Origin of the sequence: Actinoplanes palleronii, from assembly GCF_016862315.1 — a bacterium.
Lineage (GTDB): Bacteria > Actinomycetota > Actinomycetes > Mycobacteriales > Micromonosporaceae > Actinoplanes > Actinoplanes palleronii.
The window spans coordinates 1-21,666 of the sequence record NZ_BOMS01000018.1 but is presented as its reverse complement, the minus strand read 5'-3'; the positions used below and the strand labels follow the sequence as shown (position 1 = coordinate 21,666).

The following is a 21,666-nucleotide window of genomic DNA, read 5'->3' as shown; positions in this document are numbered from 1 at the left end:
TCAGCGTTTGATGCTGTACCTGTCGCCGTAGACGTGCCAGGTCAGCGGCGCCACCAGGTCGAGATTGCTGCCGCGCAGGAACACCCGCTGCGCGGTGTCGACCCTGGTGGTGTCGCTGTGCGCGGCCTCCCGGCGCATCTCGGTGTCCCGGGCGTCCAGGAACGCGCCCAGGTAGGCGATCTCGTCACCGCCCTGCGACGGCGTCTTCCGGGCCTGCACCGCCCGCGAGCGGATCGCCCGCAGCCCGTTGACGCCGTGCATCACCGCCGCGTCGTAGTAGGCGAACTGACCCAGCGCGCGCAGCCCGTCCGCGGTTGCCAGCCGGACCGCCGGCGTGAAGTACATCCGGTCCCGCGCGTCCTGCTGGGCCTTCTGGAAGACCGGGTCGGCCGCGGCCGCCCGCCAGGCCGCCAAGAATCCCGGGTCGAGGCCGCGGTGTGAGTCACTGCCATCGACGGTACGCAGAGCAGTCAGGTATCGGGCCAGCGCGTTCGCCGGCTTCCGGCGGGTGTAGTCGGTGACCAGGTCGAGCATGTCGCCGGTGCCGGAACAGAACCCGACGATCCCGGCCGTGTAGCCCCGGCCGTCGCCCAGGTCCTCGATGTAGTCGAACTCGCCACGCCAGTTCAACGTCGAGTTCTCCGCGCTGGAGACCAGCTGGAACGCGGTCTCCCGTTTGACGCTCGCGGTCAGCGGGGCCGCCGCCGCGGGAGTCGCCGCGCTGGGCGCCGTGCCCGACTCCGGCACCTTGCTCGCCGGACCCGGACCGTACGCCCGCACGTCCCCGAGCGAGTACCCGCTCGGCTGGGCCCGCTGAGTGGCCAGCACCCGCAGGTAGCGCCCGTGCCCCTTGAGCGCGCGCAGGTCGTCCACCCCGCCGTTGCCGGTGGCGGTACGATACGCGTCGGCCCAGGTCGCCCCGTCGTCGGAGAGCTGCACCCGGTAGCCCTTGGCGTACGCGCCGGCCCAGTGCAGGCGGACCCGGTTGACGACCTGTGCCGCGCCCAGGTCGATCCGCAGCCACTGGGTGCCGACGGCCGCGCCGCTGGCCCACCGGGTGCCGGTCGTGTGGTCCACGGCCGCCGTGGCCGGCCAGGCCACGCTCAGCGTCGACGAGGCCACCGCCGGGCGGCCCAGGCTGAGCACGACGTCAGCGGACGCGTTGGCGGCCACCGAGATCGCCGGTGGCACACAGAGGATGGCGGCGATCCCGCCACCGAGGGCCATCGATCGCCTGTTGACCGTCCGCATGCTCCCAAGCTAGGGCGGAAGTCGTCAGCGACGCCTGCGATTGCGGGAAATCAACACGATCGCCAGCACCACCCCGCCGACCACGATCAGGCAGCAGAGCGCTCCGCCGAACAGGAAGAAACCACCACGGCCACGGGACCGGCGCTTCACCGCCGCCTCGATCATCAGGTCGGCCGTGCCGTTGCTCGCCGCCCAGGCGTGCACCGGCACCACCAGGGCCAGCACCGCGCCGGTCAGCGCGGCCGTCAACCGGGACCACCATTTCACCACGTCTGCCATGTGCACCATGCTGGCCGATGGAAGCAACGACCGCACCCGGAGTACCCGGTGGACAACCCGGGTAAGGGTCCGGTCACCGACGGGAGGGGCAGCATGGACGCGCAGCTGGAAGCGCTGGCCGCGGCACACGGGGTGGCCACCTGGTACGAGAACTTTCAGCGGCGCCGCACCGAGGTCGCGCCGGAGTCGGTGATCGGTGTCCTCGGCCTGCTCGGGGTGGACGCCGGCACGCCGGCCGCGGTCACCGCGGCGCTCGCCGAAGTGGGCCGCCGCGATCAGGGCGCCCGGTTGCCCGGCACCGTCGTGCTGCGCGCCGGGCAGAGCCGGGAACTGCCCGCGCCGGTCGAGCTGACCCTGGAGGACGGCACCACCCGGACCGTGGACCGGCTGGCGGCGAACCTGCCGCTGGGCTGGCACCGGCTGGGCGACGCGACACTCGTGGTGGTCCCGGCCGAGCTGCCCCAGCCGCCGGAGACCTGGGGCTGGATGCTGCAGCTCTACACGCTGCACTCGGCCGACTCGTGGGGCATGGGCGACCTGGGCGACCTGCGGACCTTCGTCGAGCAGTCCGGTGACGCCGGGATGGTGCTGCTCAACCCGCTGCACGCGATCACTCCGGTACGGCCGGTGCCAGCGTCGCCGTACTCGCCGTCGAGCCGGCGCTTTGCGAACCCGCTCTACCTGCGGATTTCTGATCTCACGGCGTACCGGGAAGCGGAGCCCTCGGTCCGGAAGCGGATCGACGACCTCAAGCCCGGGCCGGCCGCGGACGGGCTGATCGACTACGACGCGGCCTGGGCCGCCAAGCTCACCGCCCTGGAGCTGCTCTGGCCGCTGGCCGGGCCGGTCGACCTCGACGACGACCCCGGGCTGGCGGACTTCGCCCGGTTCTGCGCGCTGGCCGAGGAGCACGGGCCGAACTGGCACAAGTGGCCGGAGGAACTGCGCCGGCCGGACGCCCCGGCGGTGCTGGCCTACCGCAGCGACCGGATCGCGTTCCACGTCTGGGTGCAGCGGCAGGTCGAGGAGCAGCTGGACGCGGCCCGGGCGGCGTCCGCCGGGATGCCGGTCGGCATCGTGCACGACCTCGCGGTCGGCATCGACCCGACCGGCGCGGACGGCTGGCTGCTGCAGGACTCGCTGGCGCCCGGTGTCCGCGCGGGCGCGCCGCCGGACGCGTTCAACCAGCTCGGGCAGGACTGGGGGCTGGCCGCCTGGCGGCCGGACACGCTGATCGAGACCGGCTACGCGGCGTACCGGGACATGTTGCGCCGGATCTTCCGGCACGCCGGTGGCCTGCGGGTGGACCACGTGGCAGGCCTGTGGCGGCTGTGGTGGGTGCCGCCGGGCATGGGCGCGGCCGAGGGCACCTACGTGCACTACGACCCGGAGGCGATGCTGGGCATCCTGGCCCTCGAGGCGCAGCGGGCCGGCGCCGTGGTGATCGGCGAGGACCTGGGCACCGTGCTGCCGGAGATGACCGCGACGCTGGAGCGGATGAACATGCTCGGCTCGTCGGTGCTCTGGTTCACCCGGGACTGGGACACCGGCGAGTTCCGGCCCGCGGCCGACTACCGGCGCAACGCGCTGGCCAGCATCTCCACCCACGATCTGCCGACCGCGGCCGGGTTCCTGGCCGGTGAGCAGGTCGAGGTCCGGGCCGAGCTGGGCCAGCTGGCCGGCACCGTCGAGCAGGAGTGGACCACCTGGCGGGCGGATCGGGCCGCGCTGCTCGAGCTGCTGCGGTCGGAGGGGCTGGTCGGCGCGGATCCGGCGCCCGAGGAGGCAGTGCTGGCGATGCACGAGTTCCTGGCCCGCACCCCGTGCCGGCTGGTCGCCGCGTCCCTGCACGACGTGCTGCTGGAGCGGCGGCAGCCGAACCTGCCGGGCACGTTCGACGAATATCCGAACTGGCGGATCCCGCTGGGCGCCGACCTCACCGAGGTCGTCGCCGACCCGCTCTTCCGGCGGGTGGCGAAGATCCTCGGCGACCGGCAGGTGCCGGCTCGGGCCGACAGCGCCGTTCCGACGCCCACGCCGGCACCGGCCGCCGTGCAGGCGCCGGCGCAGGCCGAGAGCACGACGCGGACGTCGGCTCAGACCGCCAGTGGTTCGGGGCCCGGGTCGTCGTCGACGGCGTAGAGCATCGGGTGCAGCGGCAGGAACGTGTCCGGCTGCCGGCAACTGGCCGGGGGCAGCAGTGAGGAGCGGTGCGCCGGGTGCTCGTGGCAGTGCCGCATGGCCCGGTTGACGGCGTCCGGGTGGTGCCGGCCGCCGCCGTACTCACCGCAGCCCTCGCAGTCCCAGCGCCAGAACGGCACGCCCTCCTCGGAGTGATGCCGGCGGATCCGCAGCGGCGGGCCGGCCCGGTGCTTGGCGGCTCGCAGGATCGCCGGCATCGCGCCGGCCGGGGGTGGGCCGGCCGGGCGTCGCTGCCCGATGAGCTCGGCCAACAGGTTGCTGGTCACCGTCACCTCCGTACGTCGGAATATCGGTGACAGTGTGAAACAACGGCTATATCCGTTTTATGGCTTTCAGCGAAAGTCAACCAGTCCCAGCGACGACGCTGTGACACCCGGGAAGACCGCGGACAGACTGCCCACCCCGCACCGGGCCCGCAGGATCTCCCCGATCACCGCGCGGTAGTCGGTGGTCACCGCGAGGTCGCCGTCCCGCAGCTGGGCGGCGGCCAGCCCCGGCCAGGTGCCGTAGACCTTGCCGCCCCGCACACCGCCGCCGAGCACGAACATGGCGTTGCCGTACCCGTGGTCCAGCCCGCCGGAGCCGTTCTGCCCGACCCGGCGGCCGAACTCGCTGATCGTGATCAGGGTGACCCGGCGCAGGCCCTCGGCGCCGAGGTCGGTGGCGAACGCGGCGATCGCGGCGGCCAGCTTGGCGAGCTGGTCGTGCATCCGCCGGCCGGGCTGGGCGATGCCCAGGTTCTCGTGCATGTCCCAGTCGCCGGAGTCCACCGTCGCGGTCATCAGCCGGGCGTCCGTCTTGATCAGCCGGGCCACGTCGCGCAGCGCGGCGCCCAGCTCGGAGTCCGGGTACGCCGCCCCGTTGGCCGGCGTGTACCCCGCGGCCCGCAGCGTCTTCGCCCGGGCCAGGGCCCCGGTGAGCTGCCCGGCCGTCCGGGCCAGCGCGGGCGGGGCGCCGGTGTAGAGCGCCGCCATCGCGGCGGCGAGCGGCTTGGCGGCGTCGTCCCCGCTCAGCGTCAGCCCGTCGACCGAGGTGAGGCCGAGGTACGGCGCCGGCCCGTCCAGCACCCGGGACGGCCGCGCGGTGCCCATCGCGACCGCGCCGAACGGGTCGTCCGCGCCGAGCGAGCCGAGCATCCGGTTCAGCCAGCCGGTCCGGGTCGAGGTGCCCGGCGCGGCCCGTTCCAGCTCCTCCATCGCGGAGAAGTGCGACCGGTTCGGTGCCGGCTGCCCGGCCGCGTGCACGGCGGCCAGCGTGCCCGAGGTCCAGTACGGCAGCAGCGGCGCCAGCGCCGGATGCAGCCCGAAGAACGTCCCCCCGCCGATCAGCTGCCCTTTCGGCACCCCGATCGTCGGCCGGGCCGCGTAGTACGCCGGATCGCCGGCCGGCACCACCGCGGACAGCCCGTCGAACCCGCCGCGCAGCGAGAGCAGCACCAGCACGTCCCCCGAGTACGCCGGGTCGGCCGCGAACGCCAGCTGGGTGTCGAGCTGCGAACCGGCCAGCCCGGCGAACGCGCCCGCCGCACCGGCGGCCAGCACCCGCCGCCGGGACAGGGTCACCCGGCGCTCTTCCTCACAACCACAGGCAGTCGTCGTCAACAGTCCTCACCTCAGAGCGAAGGTCGGCGAGTTCAGCAGCATCGCCATCAAGTACGGATACATCCAGCCTGCGGCCGGATCGTTGGCCTTCAGTTGCGAGGACGGTGCCTTGCCGTAGAAAGTCGCCAGCGCGGCGTTCTGCGCGGCGGTGAGCGTGGTACCGAGCAGCCGCACGGCGGTCGCGTCGATCAGCGCGCCGTAGGTGGCCGGCGCGGCGCCGATCATCCCGGTCAGCAGGTTGGCCGGCCTGACCAGATCGGCCGGCCAGTACCCGGCCGCGATCGACAGGTGGAAGTTCCACCGGACCAGCAGCCCGGACGGGGACGCCCAGGCCGCCGCGACGTCCGGGTAGCCGTTCGGCGGGCCCCAGCCCAGCGGCGCGTGCCCGGCGTTGCGGACCATCCAGTACAGGCTCTCGAAGGTCTTGGTGCCGCTGGCCGGCGGGCCGTACCCGAGGATCCGGACGGTGGCGGCCAGGTCCTCCAGCGGGGTCCGGGTCTTCGCGCCGATCGCGCCGGCGAACTCCGGAGAGGTGAACAGCGCGCGCAGCACCGGCACGATCGCCGACCGGTTGTCCAGGTAGACCTTGACCAGCTTGGTGACCAGGGTCGCGGGCGGCTCGTCGGCGACGAACCGGACGCACAGCTTGCTGACGATCCGGCGGGCGGTGGCCGGGTGCATCGCCAGGTGGTCGAGCAGGGCCAGGGCGGCCGCCTCGCCACCGGTGGTGGTCGCGTTGGCGTGCGCGAAGGTCAGGATCTTGACGGGGCCGACGGCGTGGTTGGCGGCGTCGTACCGGTAGGCCCCGGTGGTGCCGTTCACGGTCAGGCCGGTGAGCAGCTTGGCCGCGTCCTTCACGTCCGCCTCGGTGTAGCCCAGCCCGACGGTGTGCAGTTCGAGCAGTTCCCGGCCGTAGTTCTCGTTCGGCGCCAGCCGGGTGGAGAACCGGTTGTCCAGGTAGGTGAGCATGGCCGGGTGCCGGGCCGAGGCCTTGAGCAGGTCGGCGAAGGTGCCCAGGGCGTACTTGCGGATCACCGTGCGGTCGTAGTCGGTGCGGTTGTCCCAGACGTCGCCGGACGGGCAGGTGACGTTGAGGTGGTTGGACCAGAAGTCGGTCATCACCTCGTAGAGTTGCCGTTCGCTCCAGATCGCCCGGACCGGCGCGGCGAAGGCGAGCTGCCACATCGGATCCCAGCCGTACTGCTTGAGCTGCCCGGCGGTGACCTTGGCGCGGATCTCGGCGATGCTCAGGCCGCTCAGCGGCAGCCGGGCGATCAGCCGCTCGGCCGCCGCGTCGTCGATCGAGGCCGGCGTGAGCTGCCGGTCCAGCCAGGCGCCGGCGCCCAGCTTGCGGATCTCGGCGATCGAGGACGGGCTCGGCCCGAACGTGGCCCGGCGCAGCAGGTGCAGCAGCGGGTCGGCCGGGAGCAGGCCGCCGGTCCCGGCACCCGGCTCCGCCGCGGCGCGGGCCGGCGCACCGTCGAGAAGCACGGCGGCGGCGCCGGTCGCGACCGCGCCACCGATCGCGGTACGCCGGTTCAGGGTCTGCTCGATAACCGTCACGCGGCTACACGTCGGAAGTCACCCGGGCCACTGTCGGGTTCCCGGCCCGCCGCTCCCGATCTGCTACCGGGGACAATGATCGGATGGCACAGCGCAGGGCGTCACGACGCCGGGTGGAGACGGTCGCCTCGGGCGTCGCCGAGTTGGTACCGGACCCGGACCGGGACACCGCGTTCACACTGCTGCTGGACGGCGCGCCGCAGTCACACGTGGACCTGGCCGACCCGACGTACCTGCAGTTCGAGTACATCCGGCGGATGGCCGCCGCGATCGACCTGGTCGCGGCGCCCGGCCGCCCGCTGCGCACGCTGCACCTGGGCGGTGGCGCGCTGACCCTGCCGCGGTACCTGGCCACGACCCGGCCGGGCTCGGCGCAGCGGGTGGTGGAGATCGACGGTCCGCTCGTCGAGCTGGTCCGGCGGGAGCTTCCGCTCCCGGCACAGGCCGGCATCCGGGTCCGGGTGGGCGACGCGCGCGAGGCCGTCGAGGGCATGAAGGATTCCGGGTACGACGTGATCGTCCTGGACGTCTTCGCCGGCGCACGCACCCCGGCCCACCTCGCCTCGGTCGAGTTCGCCCGGCACCTGGCCCGGGTGCTCGCCCCGGACGGCTGGCTGATCGCGAACGTGGCCGACGGCCCGCCCCTCAAACACGCCCGCAGTCAGGTCGCCACGATCCGGTCGGTCCTGCCGCAGGCCTGTCTGGTTGCCGACGCCGGGGTGCTCCGCGGCCGCCGGTTCGGCAATCTGGTGGTGCTCGCCGGCCGCACACCACCCCCGGTGGCCGAGCTGACCCGGCGAGCCGCGGGTGACTGGTTCCCGGGACGAGTGGAGACTGATCTTGATCGGTTCGCGGCCGGAGCGGTCCCGGTCCTCGACGCGGTGGCGGTCGCGTCCCCGGCCCCACCGGCCGCCCTGTTCGGTAACCGAAAGTAACGGTATTGTCGGCCGATGGTTCACCGGTCATCACCGTCCGGTGTCAAAACGGTAAGTTCCGGTGTGATTCGCGTCGGGTCACTGGCGGCACTGGCAGGACAGGGCTGTAATCGTTGCGGCTGCGTTTTCCGATCGTGGCGTGAACGGGGAAGGGAACCATGTTCCACCAGCACTTCCTGTCGGCCCCGGGTATTGACCCCGGTCCGCTGGACAGCGGCGAGCGGGTGCTCTGGCGCGGCCGCTGCGCCGTGGCCGAGTATGCGTTCGACGAGGCCTCCTCGCTGCCACGATGGACCCTGCCGGAGGAGACCGAGGTTCTCGTCACCGACCGGCGAGTTCGCTATACGTATGCGGACGGCAACACGCTCAGTAGCGGCGAGTTGTTCTGGCTCTGGCCACAGCACCTGCGGGTGCAGCCGGGCAACCGGGACACCGGCCGGACCGCCACGGTCACCCAGATCCAGCTGGTCTGCAACGGCCCCGAGGGCAGCTACCCGGCCCTGGTGTTCGCCGGCGGCGACCTGGCCACGGTCGGCGACGCGGACCGCCTGGCGAACGTGCTACGCCAGGCGATCGCCCGGTTCCGGGTGGAGAACGCCACCGAGATCGGTGTCGCGCCGGCGCACGCCCGGATGCTGTCCCGGCTGGTGATCGGCCCGGAGTTCAGCAACTACCAGGGCGGCGAGGGGCAGACGGTGTCGCTGCTCGGTTCGGTGCAGGTGCCGGGCCCGGAGCCGGAGCCGGCCGAGCCGATCTACGCCGAGGCCACCTACGACGAGCCGGCCTACACCGAGCCCGCCTACCAGGAGCAGCCCGCCTACCAGGAGCAGCAGGGCTACCAGGAGCCGGTCTACGCCGAGCCGGCATACCAGGAGCAGAGCTACCAGGAGCAGTCCTACCAGCAGCCGGTCTACCAGGAGCAGGCGTACCAGGAGCCGGGCTACCAGGACCAGGGCTACCAGGAGCAGAGCTACGAACAGGACATCCCGGTGTCCTCGGTGCCGATCTCGTCGATGCCGACCTCGGGCAACCGCGGATACGTGGCCCGCCCCGGCGTGGAGGCCGACGCCATGCGCGCCGAGGAGGCCAAGCGCGCCGAGCTGGACTCCCGGTATTCCCAACCCGACCTGGCCTCCCGCGCGTCGACGCTGGCGGCCCGGGTGGCCAGCCTGATGTCGTCCTCCGACGACGAGGAGGAGCAGAGCGGGCTCACCCGGCTCGAGGGCCGGACCACCAACCTGTCCACCTACCTGAACCGGTCGGAGGACCCGCACTCACGCCGTTGACGGCTCCGCGGGCTCCGACGGCACGAAGCAACTCCCGGCTGCGACCCGCTCCGCGTGCACCTGGTGTGCGCGGCGCAGCAGGTTCATCAGGTCGTCCTGCTGCCGGATCCGGTCCTGGTACCGCTCCGGCAGCGAGCGCAGGTGCTTCTCCTCGTCGAGCAGCCGGTGGTACACCTCGTCGCAGTACGCCGGGTCCTTCTCGACCTCGAGGAACTCCACGGCCCGGCGCCGGGCCGCCGCGGTGTACGTCCGGAACCGGCCCTTCGGGCTCAGCAGCGACGCCACCACGGTGAGCAGCAGCACCCCCACGATGATCGCCAGGGAGGCCGCGGTCGGGATCTCGATGACCCCGATGTGCTCGCCCTCGTTGATGAACGGCACGTTGTTCTGGTGCAGCGCGTGCAGGATCAGCTTCACGCCGATCAGCGCCAGGATCGCGGACAGCCCGTACGACAGGTAGACCAGCCGGTCCAGCAGCCCGTCGATCAGGAAGTACAGCTGCCGCAGCCCGAGCAGCGAGAACGCGGTCGCGGTGAAGACCAGGTAGACGTTCTGGGTGAGCCCGAAGATGGCCGGGATCGAGTCCAGCGCGAACAGGATGTCGGTGCCGCCGATCGCGACCATGACCAGCAGCATCGGGGTCAGCACCCGCTTGCCGTCGCGGTGGGTGACCAGCTTGTCCCCGTCGTACTCGTCGGAGGTCCGCAGCACCCGCCGGGCCAGCCGGATCACCACGTTGTCCGGCGTCTCGTCCTCCTCCTGGCTCGTGCCGCGCACCAGGTTGCCCGCGGTGAGCAGCAGGATCAGCCCGAACAGGTAGAAGATCCAGGCGAACGAGTTGATCAGCGCGGCGCCCAGCAGGATGAACGCGGTCCGGGCGACGAGCGACACCGCGATCCCGACCAGCAGCACCTTCTGCTGATCGGCCCGGGGCACCTTGAAGCTGCCGAGCAGCAGCAGGAAGACGAACAGGTTGTCGACCGAGAGCGCCTCCTCGGTGACGTACCCGGCGAAGTACTCGGCGCCCATGGTGGAACCACCGAAGATCCACACACCGACACCGAACAGGATCGCGATCGCCACGTAGATCGAGGTCCAGGTCGCCGCCTCGCGCAGGCGGGGCACGTGCGCGCGGCGGACATGGACGAAGAAGTCGAAAAGCAGCAGACCGACGATCCCGAGAACCGTCAACAGCCACACCAGAGGGGACACTTGCTGCATCGGCTCAGCTTAGAGGTGATCGGTGTCGGTCACTGCGGCTCGCCGTTGTGACGTCGTCAGGAACAGCGCGCCGGTCAGATCGGCGCCGCGCAGGTCCGCGCCCCGCAGGTCCGCCCCGGTGAAATCGGCCCGCCGCAGATCCGCGTCGCGCAGGTCGGCACCGATCAGCAGGGCGCCGCGGAAACTCGCCCCGCGCAGGTCGGCCCCGCGCATCCGGCTGCCGATCAACTGCGCGCCGCTGTGGTCCGGGCGGCGGCCTCCGGCGCCGGCTCGCGCCAGCTCACTGGCCCGGCGCAACAACGGCACAACCCTTTTCCGGTACGAGTCCACGTCCGTCCCGCGCAGCTCCGCGGCCGGTCGCCCGGCCACCGCGTCGATCTCGTCGCGGGCCGCCCGCAGCTTCGGGTGCAGCTTGCGCGCCTCGTCCAGCCGCAACGCCTCGTCGATCAGCCAGAGCAGCTCGTGCAGTTGCCGCATCACCGGGAGCACGGCGAACATCCCACCCGCGATCTTCGGGGTGGACCGCCAGTCCTGCCCGCCGAACGTCTCCTGGGTGATCCGCTGCCCGGCGCCGAAACAGTCGAACACCACGCAGCCGCGGAACCCGCGCTCCGGCAGCTCCTCATGGATCCGGCAGCGGAAGTCGTCGCTCAGGTTCTTGCAGGCCTGCCCGGCCGGCTTGTTCACCGCGAAGTCCGACGACTTGGCGAACGCCGGTGCCACACAGCAGAGCCCCGCGCAGCGTGAGCAGTCGGCTTCCAGCCGGGGCATCTCATTGGTTTCCATAGAACTGCCATTCTCCGGCACGACTCCTCGATAGCTTCGAAGGTCATGACCGAGGACTGCCACAAGCATCGCCCAGCACTTTCGATCATCGGCCTGACCGGCGCTTTCGGCCTGTTCGGCGCCGCCGCGCTGATCGGCGGAACCCCCGCGCCGGCGGCACAGCTCCCGACGTTCAACCGGATACCGATCGCCACCGGGTACGACGCCAACCACCCGATCACGCTGTCCGGCACCGCGCAGGCCGGCGACGTCGTCACGCTCTACGAGGAGGCGTACGTCTACGGCGCCAAGGACACCAAGGCGCAGCTGGCCCAGCACCCGGCGAACGACTACAGCCACTCGGACACCGGGCCCTGGCCGGCGCTGACCACCAAGGCGGACAGCAGCGGGCACTGGAGCATCAAGCGGCCGCTGGACTCCGGCCACATCATGATGGTCGGCACCGACGACGGGTACTCCAACCGCCGGTACGCCGCGGTCCGGGTGGTACCGGAGCTCAAGGTCACCTCGAGCGCGGACAACACGGCCGCCTTCACCGTGACGGTCAACCCCGGTGAGCCGACCCTGCCGGTGACGATCCAGCGGTACACCAACGGCGGCTGGACCACGGTCGTGTCCGGGAGGATCGGGGAGTCGCCGATCTCATACACCGCGACGGCCACCGGCCAGCCGGGCGGCACGCCGGCCTACCGCGCCTGGATCAGCACCGGCGGCGACTGGGCCGACCCGGAGAACTTCGTGGTCGCCGGGTACTCGGCGACCACGAAGGTGACGGTCGCCGGCACGGCCGGGTCCACACCGGCGCCGACCGGGGCCACCCCGGTGCCCGCCCCGACCTGGACCGATCCGGATCAGGCGGCCACACCCAGCGCGCCGGCCGTGGGTTCGGTCCGGTTCACCCGGATCCGGTACAACGCGGCGGGCACCGACACCCGGACGAACGCCAGCGTCAACGGTGAATACGTCAGGCTCACCAACAAGACCCGGGTGACGACCACGCTCACCGGCTGGACGGTCCGGGACCGGGCCGGGAACACCTACACGTTCAGCACCTTCCGGTTGGGGGCCGGCAAGAGCGTGCTCATCCGTACCGGAAAGGGCTCGAACACCGCGAGCACCCGCTTCTGGGGCCGGACCGGCCACATCTGGAACAACGGCGGCGACGCCGCCACGCTGCGCAGCAGCGGCGGCAAGACGATCGACACCTGCTCCTGGTCGTCGGCCGGCCGCGGATACACCGCCTGCTAGTCCCTTTTCCGGAGGTCGGCCGAGTGCGAGGCCCTAGTCCCGCAGGGCGGCGAGGACCCGGCTCAGCGCCGCCGGGTGGTGCAGGATCCCCAGGTGCCCGACCACCGCGCGCCGGTCCAGCACCACCGGGGTCGCGCCGGGGACGGCACGCAACGACGCCCGGTACGGCGTGACCATCTGGTCGTACCGGGTGACGATCGTGGTGGACCGCACTCCCGGCGGCGCCGGGGCGGCCTGGATGGCCCGCAGCACCGCGGAGTCCGGGATCTGCTCCACCCAGGTGGGGATCTTGGCGTCCAGCCACCGCCGCACTCCGGCCGGCAGGTGCTGCGGCCGGCGGAGCACCCCGTGCAGCGTCGTCCCGCCGTAGGTCGGCGCCAGCCCGACCAGCGACCGGACCGACCCGGCCGCGTCGCCGTCCAGGCAGCGCACCAGGTACTGCCCGAGCACCGCGCCCCACGAGTGCCCGACCAGGTCGACCCGCTCCGCGCCGGTCGCGGCCCGGACCTCGCCGACGAACGCGGCCAGCTCGACGGCGTGGTGGTGGGTGGCGCTGACGTCCCCGACCGGCCGGGCCCGGCGCCAGTCGAACGGGAAGACGTCCCGCCCGTCGTTGACCAGCAGCGGCGCAAGCGTGAACCAGTCCGAAACTGATCGCCCGTTGGTCCCGTGCACGAGCACCACCGGCAGCTTCGCGTCCCCTCCACCGGCCTGCTCGACGCCGGCCTGCTCGATGCCGGCCTGCTCGATGCCGGCCTGCTCGATGCCGGCCTGCTCGATGCCGGGCTTTTTGGCGCCCGGCGGCAGGCCTCGCGGGTTTGCGGCGCGGTGGCGCAGCGCCGCACGCCGGCTGTAGTGCACCGGCAGTGGCAGGTCGGTCATCAGGTCGCTCCTCGCACTCGGGCGGATCTTAAGCCCGGCGCCATGGTCCTCCGACCCCGCCGATCCCGATCGGTACGCTCGCGGACATGAATCGTCGTGGTGTCGCCGTCATCGCGGGCGCCGTGGTCACCGCGCTGCTCGGTGCCGGTGCCGGCCTGCTCCCACTGCCGTACGTGGTGCTGGAGCCCGGACCCACCATCGACGTGCTCGGCAGCAAGGACGGCAAGCAGGTGATCACCGTGACCGGCACGGAGGCCTCGGTGTCCGCCGGGCAGCTGCGGATGACCACGGTCGAGGTGCAGACCGACGTCGGCCTCGGCGAGGCGGCCAGCAGTTGGTTCGACGACACCCGCGCGCTGGTGCCGCGCAGCGTGGTCTTCCCGCCCGACAAGACCACCAAGCAGGTCGACACGCAGAACGCCGAGCAGTTCACCTCGTCGCAGACCAGCGCGGAGAAGGTCGCCCTGCGCGAGTTGGGTTACCCGCCCGAGAAGACCGCGCCGTTCACCGTCGCCATCGACCTCGACAAGATCGGTGGCCCGAGCGCCGGCCTGATCTTCACCCTGGGCATCATCGACAAGCTGACCCCGGCCGATCTCACCGGCGGCCGGATCATCGCGGGCACCGGCATCATCGACGACGACGGCAAGGTCGGCCCGATCGGCGGCATCCCCCAGAAACTCGTCGGCGCCCGCTCCGACGGCGCCGAGCTCTTCCTGGTCCCGGCCGCCAACTGCGCCGAAGCCTCCCGCAACACCGTCCCGGGTCTCACCCTGGCCAAGGTCGCCACCGTGACGGACGCCCTCACGGCCCTCCGCACCTACACCACCGGCGGCACCCCCACCCCCTGCTGACCGCAGGCACCCACCCCACCGCAACTCCCCACACAAGCCAGCAACAGCCGCAGCGTGGGCACTTTCGGTGCGGAGCGCACCACAACTTCACACGCAGGCCGCCCGCAGCCGTTGCGTGGGGACTTTCGGCGCGCACCGCACCACAACTCCCCACACAAGCCAGCAACAGCCGCAACGTGGGGACTTTCGGCGTGGAGCGCACCACAACTTCACACGCAAGCCCGGCTGCAAGCATTGCGTGGGGACTTTCGGTGCGGAGCGCACCACAACTTCACACACAAGGCGGCCGCAGCCGCTGCGTGGGGACTTTCGGCGCGCACCGCACACGCTGGCCGCAACCGCTGCGTGGGGACTTTCGGTGCGGAGCGCGCCGTAACTTCACACGCTCGGCCGTGAGGTGGCTGACAACGGTGACGCACCGGACCCGCAGGGACCTCTCCAGCCCACCGCAACCGGACCGCCCACCGCGCCCCGCCGTCACGCGGGTTTCCGGGGCTCGGCCCCGGAGCCAGCAAAGCGAAGAGGGCCCCGAGTTCGCGCTTTCCGCGAACACAGGACCCTCTGCCACTCGTAGCGGGGACAGGATTTGAACCTGCGACCTCTGGGTTATGAGCCCAGCGAGCTACCGAGCTGCTCCACCCCGCGTCGGCTTCTAAAGACTAGCGCACTCATACCGAGAACGACGAATCCGGCCCCTCGCACCCACTCCCACCAGGGGAAACAAGAACGGCGAGGAGCTCACGGAAGCGTGAGCCCCTCGCCGGGAACGGCCATTTTTCGGAAAATCAGCTGACCATTTTTGAAAATCAGGCAGAAATGCGGCGGGATCTCGCCGCGATCATCGCAATCGCGTTCAGCAGCAGCCCCGCCACCGCCACTCCGGTGACCAGATTGACCCCGGGCCGGAACGCCGTGAAGTCCCCGGAGCCGGAAACGGAGGCCGCCGTCGTGGCCGAGGCGATCAGGCCGGTGACCACCGCCAGCACCAGCGCGGTGCCGACCTGCCCGGACGACTGCACCAGCCCGGACGCCAGGCCCTGCTCCGAGTCGTCGATGCCGTCGGTGGCCTGCGCCATGATCGAGCTGAAGCCGAACGCGAAGCCACCACCCAGCAGCAGCATCGCCGGGAGCACGGTGACCAGGTAGCCGGGCCGGCTACCGGCGGTGACCAGGAACCAGACGTATCCGGAGCTGAGCGAGATCATCGCGGCCACGATCAGCGGCGCGGTGCCGTAGCGGTCGATCAGCCGGCCCATGAACGGTGAGCCGAACGCGACGATCAGGCCGGCCGGGAGCAGCGCCAGGGCCATCCGCAGCGGCGTCCAGTGCAGCACGTCCTGCAGGTAGAGCGTCATCATGAACTGGAAGCTGACGTACGAACCCATCAGCGCGACCATGCTGGCGTTGGCCCGCACGATGGTGCCGATCCGGAAGATGCTCAGCCGCACCAGCGGGTGCCGGACCCGGCTCTCCGCGATCACGAACCCGGCCAGCAGGGCCACCGCGAGCACCGCGAGGCCGACGGTGAGCGGTTCGAAGCCGCGCTGCGGGGCGGTGACCACGGTGTAGACCGCGAGCAGCATCCCGCCGACCAGGGTGACCGCGCCGATCGGGTCGTGACCACCGCCGGCGGCCGGCTTGTCGCGCGGGATGAGCACGAGCCCGGCGATCAGCGCGGCGAGCGCGAGCGGCACCGGGACCAGGAACGTCCACCGCCAGCCCAGGCTGGTCAGCACGCCGCCGAGGATCAGGCCGGAGGAGTATCCGCTGGCGCCGAAGACCGTGAAGATGGAGAGCGCCCGGTTGCGCGCCGAGCCCTCCGGGAACGTGGTGGTCAGGATGCTCATCGCGGTCGGCGCGGTGAACGCGGCGGCCAGGCCCTTGATGAACCGGGTGGCGATCAGCAGCCCGCCGTCGTCGACGAGGCCGCCGATCAGCGAGGCCACGGTGAAGACCCCGAGCGCGATCAGGAAGACCTTGCGGCGACCGAGCAGGTCGGCGGTGCGCCCGCCGAGCAGCAGCAGGCCGCCGTAGCCGAGCACGTAGCCGTTGACGATCCACTGCAGGGAGGTGGTGGAGAGGCCGAGCTCGGAGCCGATCGAGGGCAGCGCCACCCCGACCATCGAGACGTCCAGGCCGTCGAGGAACAGGACCGCGCACAACACCGCGAGCACGCCCCAGAGCCGTGGTGTCCAGCGCTGTTCCGCGGCCTGCGCCGGCGAGGCCGACGGGGCCGGAGTTTCGGTGATAGTCACGGTGGAGACATTAGATGCGTGCGCATCTAATGTTCAAGCATCCAATGCCGCAGCATTAATTTCACATGCATCAACTGACTCGTACGGAGTAAGATGCCCCCCATGGAGCGGGAAACAGACCTCGTCGAGCGCTGGCGAGCACTCCTGAGCAGCTACAACGAGGTCGCCTGTCACCTCGAGCGGGTCCTCGGCGAGGCGCACGGCATCACTCTCAGTGAGTACGAGACTCTCGACCGTCTCACCACCCAGAAGTGTGACAAGCGGCGCATGCAGGATCTCGCCGAGACGATGTATCTCAGCCAGAGCGCCCTGTCCCGGACGGTGAGCCGCCTGGTGAAGAACGAGCTGGTCGAGCGCACCCACTGCGAGGACGACCGGCGCGGGGTGTTCGTGGAGATCACCGAGACCGGCCGGGAACGCTGGGCCGAGGCTCGTAAGACCCATCTCGCGGTGCTGGCCGAGCACCTGAGCCCGGCCCCGGGCTGACCCGGCCGGCGTCACCGGGCGCCAGCGAGACCTGGGCGATCAGCAGCAGGGCCAGGCCACCGGCCGCGACCAGGAACCAGCCCGGGCGGGTCGCCGCGGCCAGGCCGGCCGGGCCGGGGTCCGCGACCAGCCCACCGGCGAGCGCGATGCCGAGCGCCGCGCCGACCTGTCGCGCCGTCGAGGCGATCCCGCCGGCCACTCCGGCGCGGGCCGCCGGCAGGCCGCTGACCGCGGTATTGGTGATCGGCGCGTTGGCGAAACCTACACCCACACCCACAAAAAGGTACGCGGTGAGCAGCACCGGCACCCCGGTCCGCTCGTTCAGCCCGACCAGCAGGAGCCCGCCGATCGTGGTGCTCACCCCGGCCAGGCGCAGCGGCAGGCGCGGCCCGGAGCGCCCCACCAGGTAGCCGGAGAGCGGCGCGCAGACCGTCGCGGCGACCGCCATCGGCAGCGTGACCAGGCCGGCCGCGATCGGGCTCATCCCGCGTACCTGCTGCAGGTAGAACGTGCCGAGCAGCAGGGTCAGGTTCAGCGCCGTGAAGATCACCACCGCGCCGCCGACGGCCGCGGCGAACGGGAGCCGCCGGAACAGCCGCAGGTCCATCAGCGGCTCGGCACGACGGGCCTCCACCACACTGAACGTGATCGCGGCGGCCGCGATCACCCCGTACGAAATCATCGACGGACCGGACCACCAGCCCACCCGCGGCCCTTCGATGAGAACCGCGACCACCGTCCCGACCAGGACCGTGAGCAGCACCTGGCCGGTGGGGTCCAACCGCCGTGGCTGGGGTGACCGCGACTCCGGCACGTAGATCACGGTCAGGACCAGCACGACCGCGATGATCGGCAGGTTGACCCCGAACACCGGCCGCCAGCCCAGGCCCGTGACGATCGCGCCGCCGAGCACCGGCCCGGCCGCCATGCTGAGCCCGAACACCGCCGCCCAGATCCCGATCGCCTGCGCCCGCTGCCGCGCGTCGGTGATCGTGCTGACCACGATGGCCAGCGCCACCGGGCTCAGCATCGACCCGCCCACGCCCTGGACGACCCGCGCCGCCACCAGCGCACCGAGCCCCGGCGCCAGCGCGCACCCCACCGACCCGGCCGCGAACAGCACCAGCCCGACCCGGAAGATCCGCCGGCGGCCGACCCGGTCGGCCAGCGCCCCCGACGTGATCAGCAGGCTCGCCAGCACCAGCGTGTACGCGTCGACCGCCCACTCCAGCTCACGGACCCCGAGGCCCAGGTCCCGGCCGATCGACGGCAGCGCCACGCTCACCACCGTGGTGTCCATCCCGACCAGGAAGATGCTGGTGCAGCAGATCGCCAGCACCACCCAACGACGTGTCTTCTCCATCACGGCTCCTTCGTGTCACCGTGATGGTCGCCGCGCGGGCCCCGCCGTCCCAGCGAACTTGCGAAGACCGCAAACTGCAGGGGTGGACCCTGACCTGGCCGAGTTGCTCGACGGGATCGGCCCGCGCCTGCGCCGGATCCGGCAGGACCGCGGGCTCACCCTGGACGATCTGGCGTCCGCGACCGGCCTGTCGGTGAGCACCCTGTCCCGCCTCGAGTCCGGCAAGCGCCGGCCCACGCTGGACCTGCTGATCCCGCTGGCCCGGATGCACCGGATGGCGCTCGACCACCTGATCGGCGCCCCGCCGACCGGCGACCCGCGCGCCCACCTGACCCCGCACCGCACCGAGCCGCGCACCGGGAACCCGAGCGTGATCGTGCCGCTGACCGCATACCCGGGCCGGCTCCAGGTCTTCAAACAGATCCTCGGCGCCGGGCGCACCCCGCCGGCCCTGGTCAGCCACCCCGGGCACGCCTGGTTCCACGTGCTGTCCGGCACGGTCCGGCTGCTGCTCGGCGACCGCACGCTGCTGCTGCACCCCGGCGACACGGCCGACTTCGACACCGCCGAGCCGCACTGGTTCGGCCCGGGCGGCGCCTCCGCCGAGATCCTGCACCTGTACGGCCCGCACGGCGACCGACCGGCGGCCGGTCAGTAGGTCCACTTCTGGAACACCACGCCGGTGCACGTGTTGAGGCGGAGAATCGCCTGGTTCAGCGACGACGCCGCGGAGAGGCACAGCGTGGTGTTGCCCACCGGCCGGATCGTGCCGTCCGCGTTGAACTGCCAGGTCTGCGGGCCGGACCGGTTGCAGGTGTAGGCCCAGAGCCGCTGGTTGTTCACGTAGTTCCCGGACGGCACGTCCAGGCAGTTGCCCATGATCCGCAGCGTCCGGTCGTCCGGCAGCCGGGTCAGCGACTGCGCCTTGGAGCCGTTGCAGTTGTAGAGCTGCAGGTAGGTGCGGCTGGCGATCGCCGACGACGGCACGTCCACGCACCGGCCGGTGTTGTTCTTGACCTGGCTCATCACCGGGCTCGGGCCCTTGGCCACCTGCACGATCTTGGCGACCGACGGCACGCCGTTCGCGTCGATCACGAAGAGCATGTAATAACCGGGAGGTGCCACGCCACCGTTCGGCGGTCCGGTCACGGTCAGCGTCGTCCCCGACACCGAGAATTTCAGGGGTACGTAGCGCTGGCCCTGATCCACGCCGTGCGTGACGTCGGCCAGCCCGACCAGCGCGACCTTCTTGATCCCGGCCGCCTGGGCCGAGGTGACCGCGAAGTTCGTGTTGATCCCGACGCTCGCCGGCGCGGTCGAGATCACCGGTCGCACCGCGGGAGCGCCGCTGCCGTCCTTCGCGAACAGGTACGGCGGGCTGAAGTACTCGACGTTCTTCTCCAGGTAGCCGACCGTCATGCAGGTCGAACAGATGCCACCGCCGCCGGTCATCACCCGCCCGTCCGGCAGCAGCGCGGCCGTCGAGTGGTACTGCCGGATCCGGCTCGCGCTCGCCAGCCCGGTCCACTGCCCGGTCGCCGGATCCCAGCGTTCCGCCGCCGTCACCGCGTTGTCCAGGTCGACCAGGCTGGACTTCGCGGTGCTGGCGAGCCCGCCGGTCGCCAGCACCGAACCGTCGGCGAGCACCGTCGCGCTGAACTGCCGCCGGCCGGTCGCCATCGACCCGGTCGCCGCGAACGAGGGCACCGAGCCGACACCGCTGTTCACCACGACCGCGGTCCGGGTCGGCACCTTGGCAACACCGCCCTCGGTGACCGAGCCACCCCCGACCACCAGCGACTTCCCGATGTCGTACGTGGAGAAGCTCCCGTAGTCCCGGTAGATCCCGTCCCGGTTGGTGGTCGCCGTGATCACGCCGTTGCCGGCCGTGGTGATCGTGTAGCCGGTGACGTGCGGCCCGAACAGCCCGAGCTGGGCGTCCGGCCGCGACGCCAGGAACGGATAGAGCCGCGCGCTGTATTGGGTGAACCCGGACAACGGCCGAATCGCGCCATCTGTCTGATAGACCTCCGCGGTCGCCGGGCCGCCACCGATGATCACTTCTTCGCCGTTCGCGGTCTGCGCCACCGACGGATACCAGCGGCCGGCCGCCATGTCTTTCCCGCGGGTCCACGTTTCGGCCTGCCAGTCGAAGACATATGTCCGGACCGTACCCTGAAGTTGTTTGTTCGCATTTCCCCCGGCGATCAAGATGTTGCCGTTCGCGAGGTGTGCGAAACCGGCACAGAAGATGTTGGTGCCCTGAAGATCAATGCGCTTCTCGGTGCCATCGACGGGATTCCATACCATCGCCCGGGTGAAACTATGATCCGGATAGGACTCGGCCGCGTTGTCACCCACCGAATCCCAGATCAACATCTTGCCGTTCGGCAGTGTCGCCACGAACACCGGAACCACCGAGGTCGCGGTGACCGGACTCCACTCGCCGGACACCCCCGGGTCCGCGGCCACGTTCGCCCGGGACCGCGCCACCCCGGGCCGCAGCCCCGTCTCCCGCTGGATCCGCGCCGCAGTCGCCGCGGTCTGCTCCTCGATCACCCGCACCGGGGTGCCGACCAGGTCCTCCGCCATGTGCTCCGGCGAGTCGTCCACCGCCTGAGCCCCGTGCTCGTGCTCCGCTTCCTCCTGGAGATGACCCGTCTCCGTCTGGAGGTGCCCTGGCACCGCACCCGGCGCGTGCTCGTGCCCTGGCGCCGCGGCCGGCGCGTGCTCGTGGACGTGCTCACCGGCCTCTGCCCGCCCCGCCACCGGGCTCACCACGGATGATCCGAAAAGGATCAGGGCGAACATAATTCCCGAAGCTACCAGGGCCCGACGCGAACGCATGAATGAGTCCCTCCGCCGAAATCAGCCAGCGGTCACCCCAAAAGGCCTATCGGAACCCATTTCCCGCCGAACCCAGCCGGCAACAACGCGGGCCGCGAGCCTCCCCCGATTCCAGAAAGCACGCCACCCACGCCAAAAGCCCGCCAAAAGATCAATCGGGCGAACTCACCAATGGACCCCCGCGCAACAATCCTCAGCGCCGCCAATCACAGCAACCTTTGGCACACCATAACCCCCACCAAAGGTGACCTTCAATGTCCACCACAATCAATAAACGGACAGCCGCCCACCCCACCCGAACGGCCCCCACCCCATCAATCCGAATTGGATCATCCCCGACGCAGTCCCCATCCCTGTCCCCCACCCGAATAGGACAGCCCCCAGCCCCATCCACTCCCGCTACCAAGGGCACCGAGCCGGCCAGGTTGACCCCGCCGGCCACCCCGACCACCCCGGCGGCCCGGCCACCCCGGCCACCCCGGCCGGCCCGCCCAAGGGGCCACCACCAGCCGAGGCCCTCGAGCTGGCCCTGACAGCCGATATGGCACACGCAGAAGGGCCGCCACGCCCAGCCGAGACGACCGAGCTGGCCCTGACGGCCGTTTTG

Annotated in this window: 17 protein-coding genes, 1 tRNA gene and 1 pseudogene; 7 read left to right on the top strand and 12 right to left on the bottom strand. The window is 71.3% G+C overall.

The window, feature by feature from the left end; all coding sequences use genetic code 11:
* Positions 1 to 1,251 (bottom strand): chitosanase, encoded by a 1,251-nt coding sequence (locus Apa02nite_RS51860; RefSeq protein ID WP_275412438.1) that lies wholly within the window; start codon positions 1,249 to 1,251, stop codon positions 1 to 3.
* Between the two features lie 24 nt (positions 1,252 to 1,275).
* The gene (locus tag Apa02nite_RS07035; protein ID WP_067697331.1) at positions 1,276 to 1,530 is read right to left on the bottom strand and encodes a hypothetical protein; all 255 of its coding nucleotides are present in this window, start codon (positions 1,528 to 1,530) and stop codon (positions 1,276 to 1,278) included.
* Positions 1,531 to 1,623: 93 nt separating this feature from the next.
* Between Apa02nite_RS07035 and malQ the strand changes: the two genes are divergently transcribed.
* Positions 1,624 to 3,672 (top strand): 4-alpha-glucanotransferase, encoded by a 2,049-nt coding sequence (gene malQ, locus Apa02nite_RS07030; RefSeq protein WP_203824328.1) that lies wholly within the window; start codon positions 1,624 to 1,626, stop codon positions 3,670 to 3,672.
* On the opposite strand, the gene Apa02nite_RS07025 is transcribed toward malQ, so the two are convergent.
* From Apa02nite_RS07025 to Apa02nite_RS07015, 3 genes are all read right to left on the bottom strand, one after another.
* Positions 3,627 to 3,998 carry a hypothetical protein gene (locus Apa02nite_RS07025; RefSeq protein ID WP_203824327.1) on the bottom strand — a complete coding sequence of 124 codons (372 nt, stop codon included), beginning with the start codon at positions 3,996 to 3,998 and terminating at the stop codon, positions 3,627 to 3,629. The two genes, malQ and Apa02nite_RS07025, sit on opposite strands and share 46 nt — an antisense overlap.
* A 66-nt stretch (positions 3,999 to 4,064) precedes the next feature.
* Entirely contained in the window at positions 4,065 to 5,333 is a 1,269-nt protein-coding gene (locus Apa02nite_RS07020) for a DUF1501 domain-containing protein (protein WP_239164170.1), read from the bottom strand.
* Between the two features lie 6 nt (positions 5,334 to 5,339).
* Positions 5,340 to 6,896: a DUF1800 domain-containing protein gene (locus Apa02nite_RS07015; protein WP_203824326.1), complete on the bottom strand. Its 1,557-nt coding sequence runs from the start codon at positions 6,894 to 6,896 to the stop codon at positions 5,340 to 5,342.
* A gap of 83 nt (positions 6,897 to 6,979) precedes the next feature.
* On the opposite strand from Apa02nite_RS07015, the gene Apa02nite_RS07010 reads away from it, so the two are divergent.
* Together Apa02nite_RS07010 and Apa02nite_RS07005 are read left to right on the top strand one after the other, a co-directional pair.
* Positions 6,980 to 7,831 carry a spermidine synthase gene (locus Apa02nite_RS07010; protein WP_203824325.1) on the top strand — a complete coding sequence of 284 codons (852 nt, stop codon included), beginning with the start codon at positions 6,980 to 6,982 and terminating at the stop codon, positions 7,829 to 7,831.
* 158 nt (positions 7,832 to 7,989) lie between these two features.
* Positions 7,990 to 9,117, top strand: a complete 1,128-nt coding sequence (locus Apa02nite_RS07005) for a translation initiation factor 2 (protein ID WP_203824324.1) — start codon at positions 7,990 to 7,992, stop codon at positions 9,115 to 9,117.
* A 234-nt stretch (positions 9,118 to 9,351) separates the two neighbouring features.
* On the opposite strand, the pseudogene Apa02nite_RS07000 reads toward Apa02nite_RS07005, so the two are convergent.
* Positions 9,352 to 10,338: pseudogene (locus Apa02nite_RS07000) on the bottom strand (TerC family protein); the annotation flags it as partial.
* 9 nt (positions 10,339 to 10,347) lie between these two features.
* The gene (locus Apa02nite_RS06995; RefSeq protein WP_239164169.1) at positions 10,348 to 11,124 is read right to left on the bottom strand and encodes a pentapeptide repeat-containing protein; all 777 of its coding nucleotides are present in this window, start codon (positions 11,122 to 11,124) and stop codon (positions 10,348 to 10,350) included.
* Positions 11,125 to 11,169: 45 nt separating this feature from the next.
* On the opposite strand from Apa02nite_RS06995, the gene Apa02nite_RS06990 reads away from it, so the two are divergent.
* A complete protein-coding gene (locus Apa02nite_RS06990) occupies positions 11,170 to 12,372 on the top strand; it encodes a lamin tail domain-containing protein (RefSeq protein WP_239164168.1) in 1,203 nt (400 codons plus the stop codon).
* 33 nt (positions 12,373 to 12,405) lie between these two features.
* Here Apa02nite_RS06990 and Apa02nite_RS06985 read toward each other — a convergent pair whose 3' ends face one another.
* Positions 12,406 to 13,254: an alpha/beta hydrolase gene (locus Apa02nite_RS06985; protein ID WP_203824322.1), complete on the bottom strand. Its 849-nt coding sequence runs from the start codon at positions 13,252 to 13,254 to the stop codon at positions 12,406 to 12,408.
* Positions 13,255 to 13,340: 86 nt separating this feature from the next.
* On the opposite strand from Apa02nite_RS06985, the gene Apa02nite_RS06980 reads away from it, so the two are divergent.
* Positions 13,341 to 14,108: a YlbL family protein gene (locus tag Apa02nite_RS06980; RefSeq protein ID WP_067697315.1), complete on the top strand. Its 768-nt coding sequence runs from the start codon at positions 13,341 to 13,343 to the stop codon at positions 14,106 to 14,108.
* Positions 14,109 to 14,679: 571 nt separating this feature from the next.
* Here Apa02nite_RS06980 and Apa02nite_RS06975 read toward each other — a convergent pair.
* Together Apa02nite_RS06975 and Apa02nite_RS06970 are read right to left on the bottom strand one after the other, a co-directional pair.
* A tRNA-Met gene (locus Apa02nite_RS06975) sits at positions 14,680 to 14,753 on the bottom strand.
* A gap of 161 nt (positions 14,754 to 14,914) precedes the next feature.
* Positions 14,915 to 16,363 carry an MFS transporter gene (locus Apa02nite_RS06970; RefSeq protein WP_239164167.1) on the bottom strand — a complete coding sequence of 483 codons (1,449 nt, stop codon included), beginning with the start codon at positions 16,361 to 16,363 and terminating at the stop codon, positions 14,915 to 14,917.
* Positions 16,364 to 16,465: 102 nt separating this feature from the next.
* Here Apa02nite_RS06970 and Apa02nite_RS06965 point away from each other — a divergent pair, with 102 nt between their 5' ends.
* Positions 16,466 to 16,849, top strand: coding sequence for a MarR family winged helix-turn-helix transcriptional regulator (locus Apa02nite_RS06965; protein WP_067687958.1), 384 nt, complete (start codon positions 16,466 to 16,468; stop codon positions 16,847 to 16,849).
* Here the strand turns inward: Apa02nite_RS06965 and Apa02nite_RS06960 are convergent.
* Entirely contained in the window at positions 16,761 to 18,212 is a 1,452-nt protein-coding gene (locus Apa02nite_RS06960; RefSeq protein WP_203824321.1) for an MFS transporter, read from the bottom strand. The genes Apa02nite_RS06965 and Apa02nite_RS06960 overlap by 89 nt on opposite strands.
* Positions 18,213 to 18,294: 82 nt before the next feature.
* Here Apa02nite_RS06960 and Apa02nite_RS06955 point away from each other — a divergent pair, with 82 nt between their 5' ends.
* Positions 18,295 to 18,870, top strand: a complete 576-nt coding sequence (locus tag Apa02nite_RS06955) for a helix-turn-helix domain-containing protein (RefSeq protein WP_203824320.1) — start codon at positions 18,295 to 18,297, stop codon at positions 18,868 to 18,870.
* Here the strand turns inward: Apa02nite_RS06955 and Apa02nite_RS06950 are convergent.
* Positions 18,864 to 20,981 carry a galactose oxidase-like domain-containing protein gene (locus Apa02nite_RS06950; RefSeq protein WP_239164166.1) on the bottom strand — a complete coding sequence of 706 codons (2,118 nt, stop codon included), beginning with the start codon at positions 20,979 to 20,981 and terminating at the stop codon, positions 18,864 to 18,866. The two genes, Apa02nite_RS06955 and Apa02nite_RS06950, sit on opposite strands and share 7 nt — an antisense overlap.
* Positions 20,982 to 21,666: the final 685 nt, after the last annotated feature.

Coding starts and splice junctions, on each gene's coding strand:
- Apa02nite_RS51860 (WP_275412438.1), bottom strand. CDS start 1,251: ATGCGGACGGTCAACAGGCGATCGATGGCCCTCGGTGGCGGGATCGCC.
- Apa02nite_RS07005 (WP_203824324.1), top strand. CDS start 7,990: ATGTTCCACCAGCACTTCCTGTCGGCCCCGGGTATTGACCCCGGTCCG.
- Apa02nite_RS06990 (WP_239164168.1), top strand. CDS start 11,170: ATGACCGAGGACTGCCACAAGCATCGCCCAGCACTTTCGATCATCGGC.
- Apa02nite_RS07035 (WP_067697331.1), bottom strand. CDS start 1,530: ATGGCAGACGTGGTGAAATGGTGGTCCCGGTTGACGGCCGCGCTGACC.
- Apa02nite_RS06960 (WP_203824321.1), bottom strand. CDS start 18,212: ATGGAGAAGACACGTCGTTGGGTGGTGCTGGCGATCTGCTGCACCAGC.
- Apa02nite_RS07010 (WP_203824325.1), top strand. CDS start 6,980: ATGGCACAGCGCAGGGCGTCACGACGCCGGGTGGAGACGGTCGCCTCG.
- Apa02nite_RS06980 (WP_067697315.1), top strand. CDS start 13,341: ATGAATCGTCGTGGTGTCGCCGTCATCGCGGGCGCCGTGGTCACCGCG.
- malQ (WP_203824328.1), top strand. CDS start 1,624: ATGGACGCGCAGCTGGAAGCGCTGGCCGCGGCACACGGGGTGGCCACC.
- Apa02nite_RS06985 (WP_203824322.1), bottom strand. CDS start 13,254: ATGACCGACCTGCCACTGCCGGTGCACTACAGCCGGCGTGCGGCGCTG.
- Apa02nite_RS06965 (WP_067687958.1), top strand. CDS start 16,466: ATGGAGCGGGAAACAGACCTCGTCGAGCGCTGGCGAGCACTCCTGAGC.
- Apa02nite_RS06995 (WP_239164169.1), bottom strand. CDS start 11,124: ATGGAAACCAATGAGATGCCCCGGCTGGAAGCCGACTGCTCACGCTGC.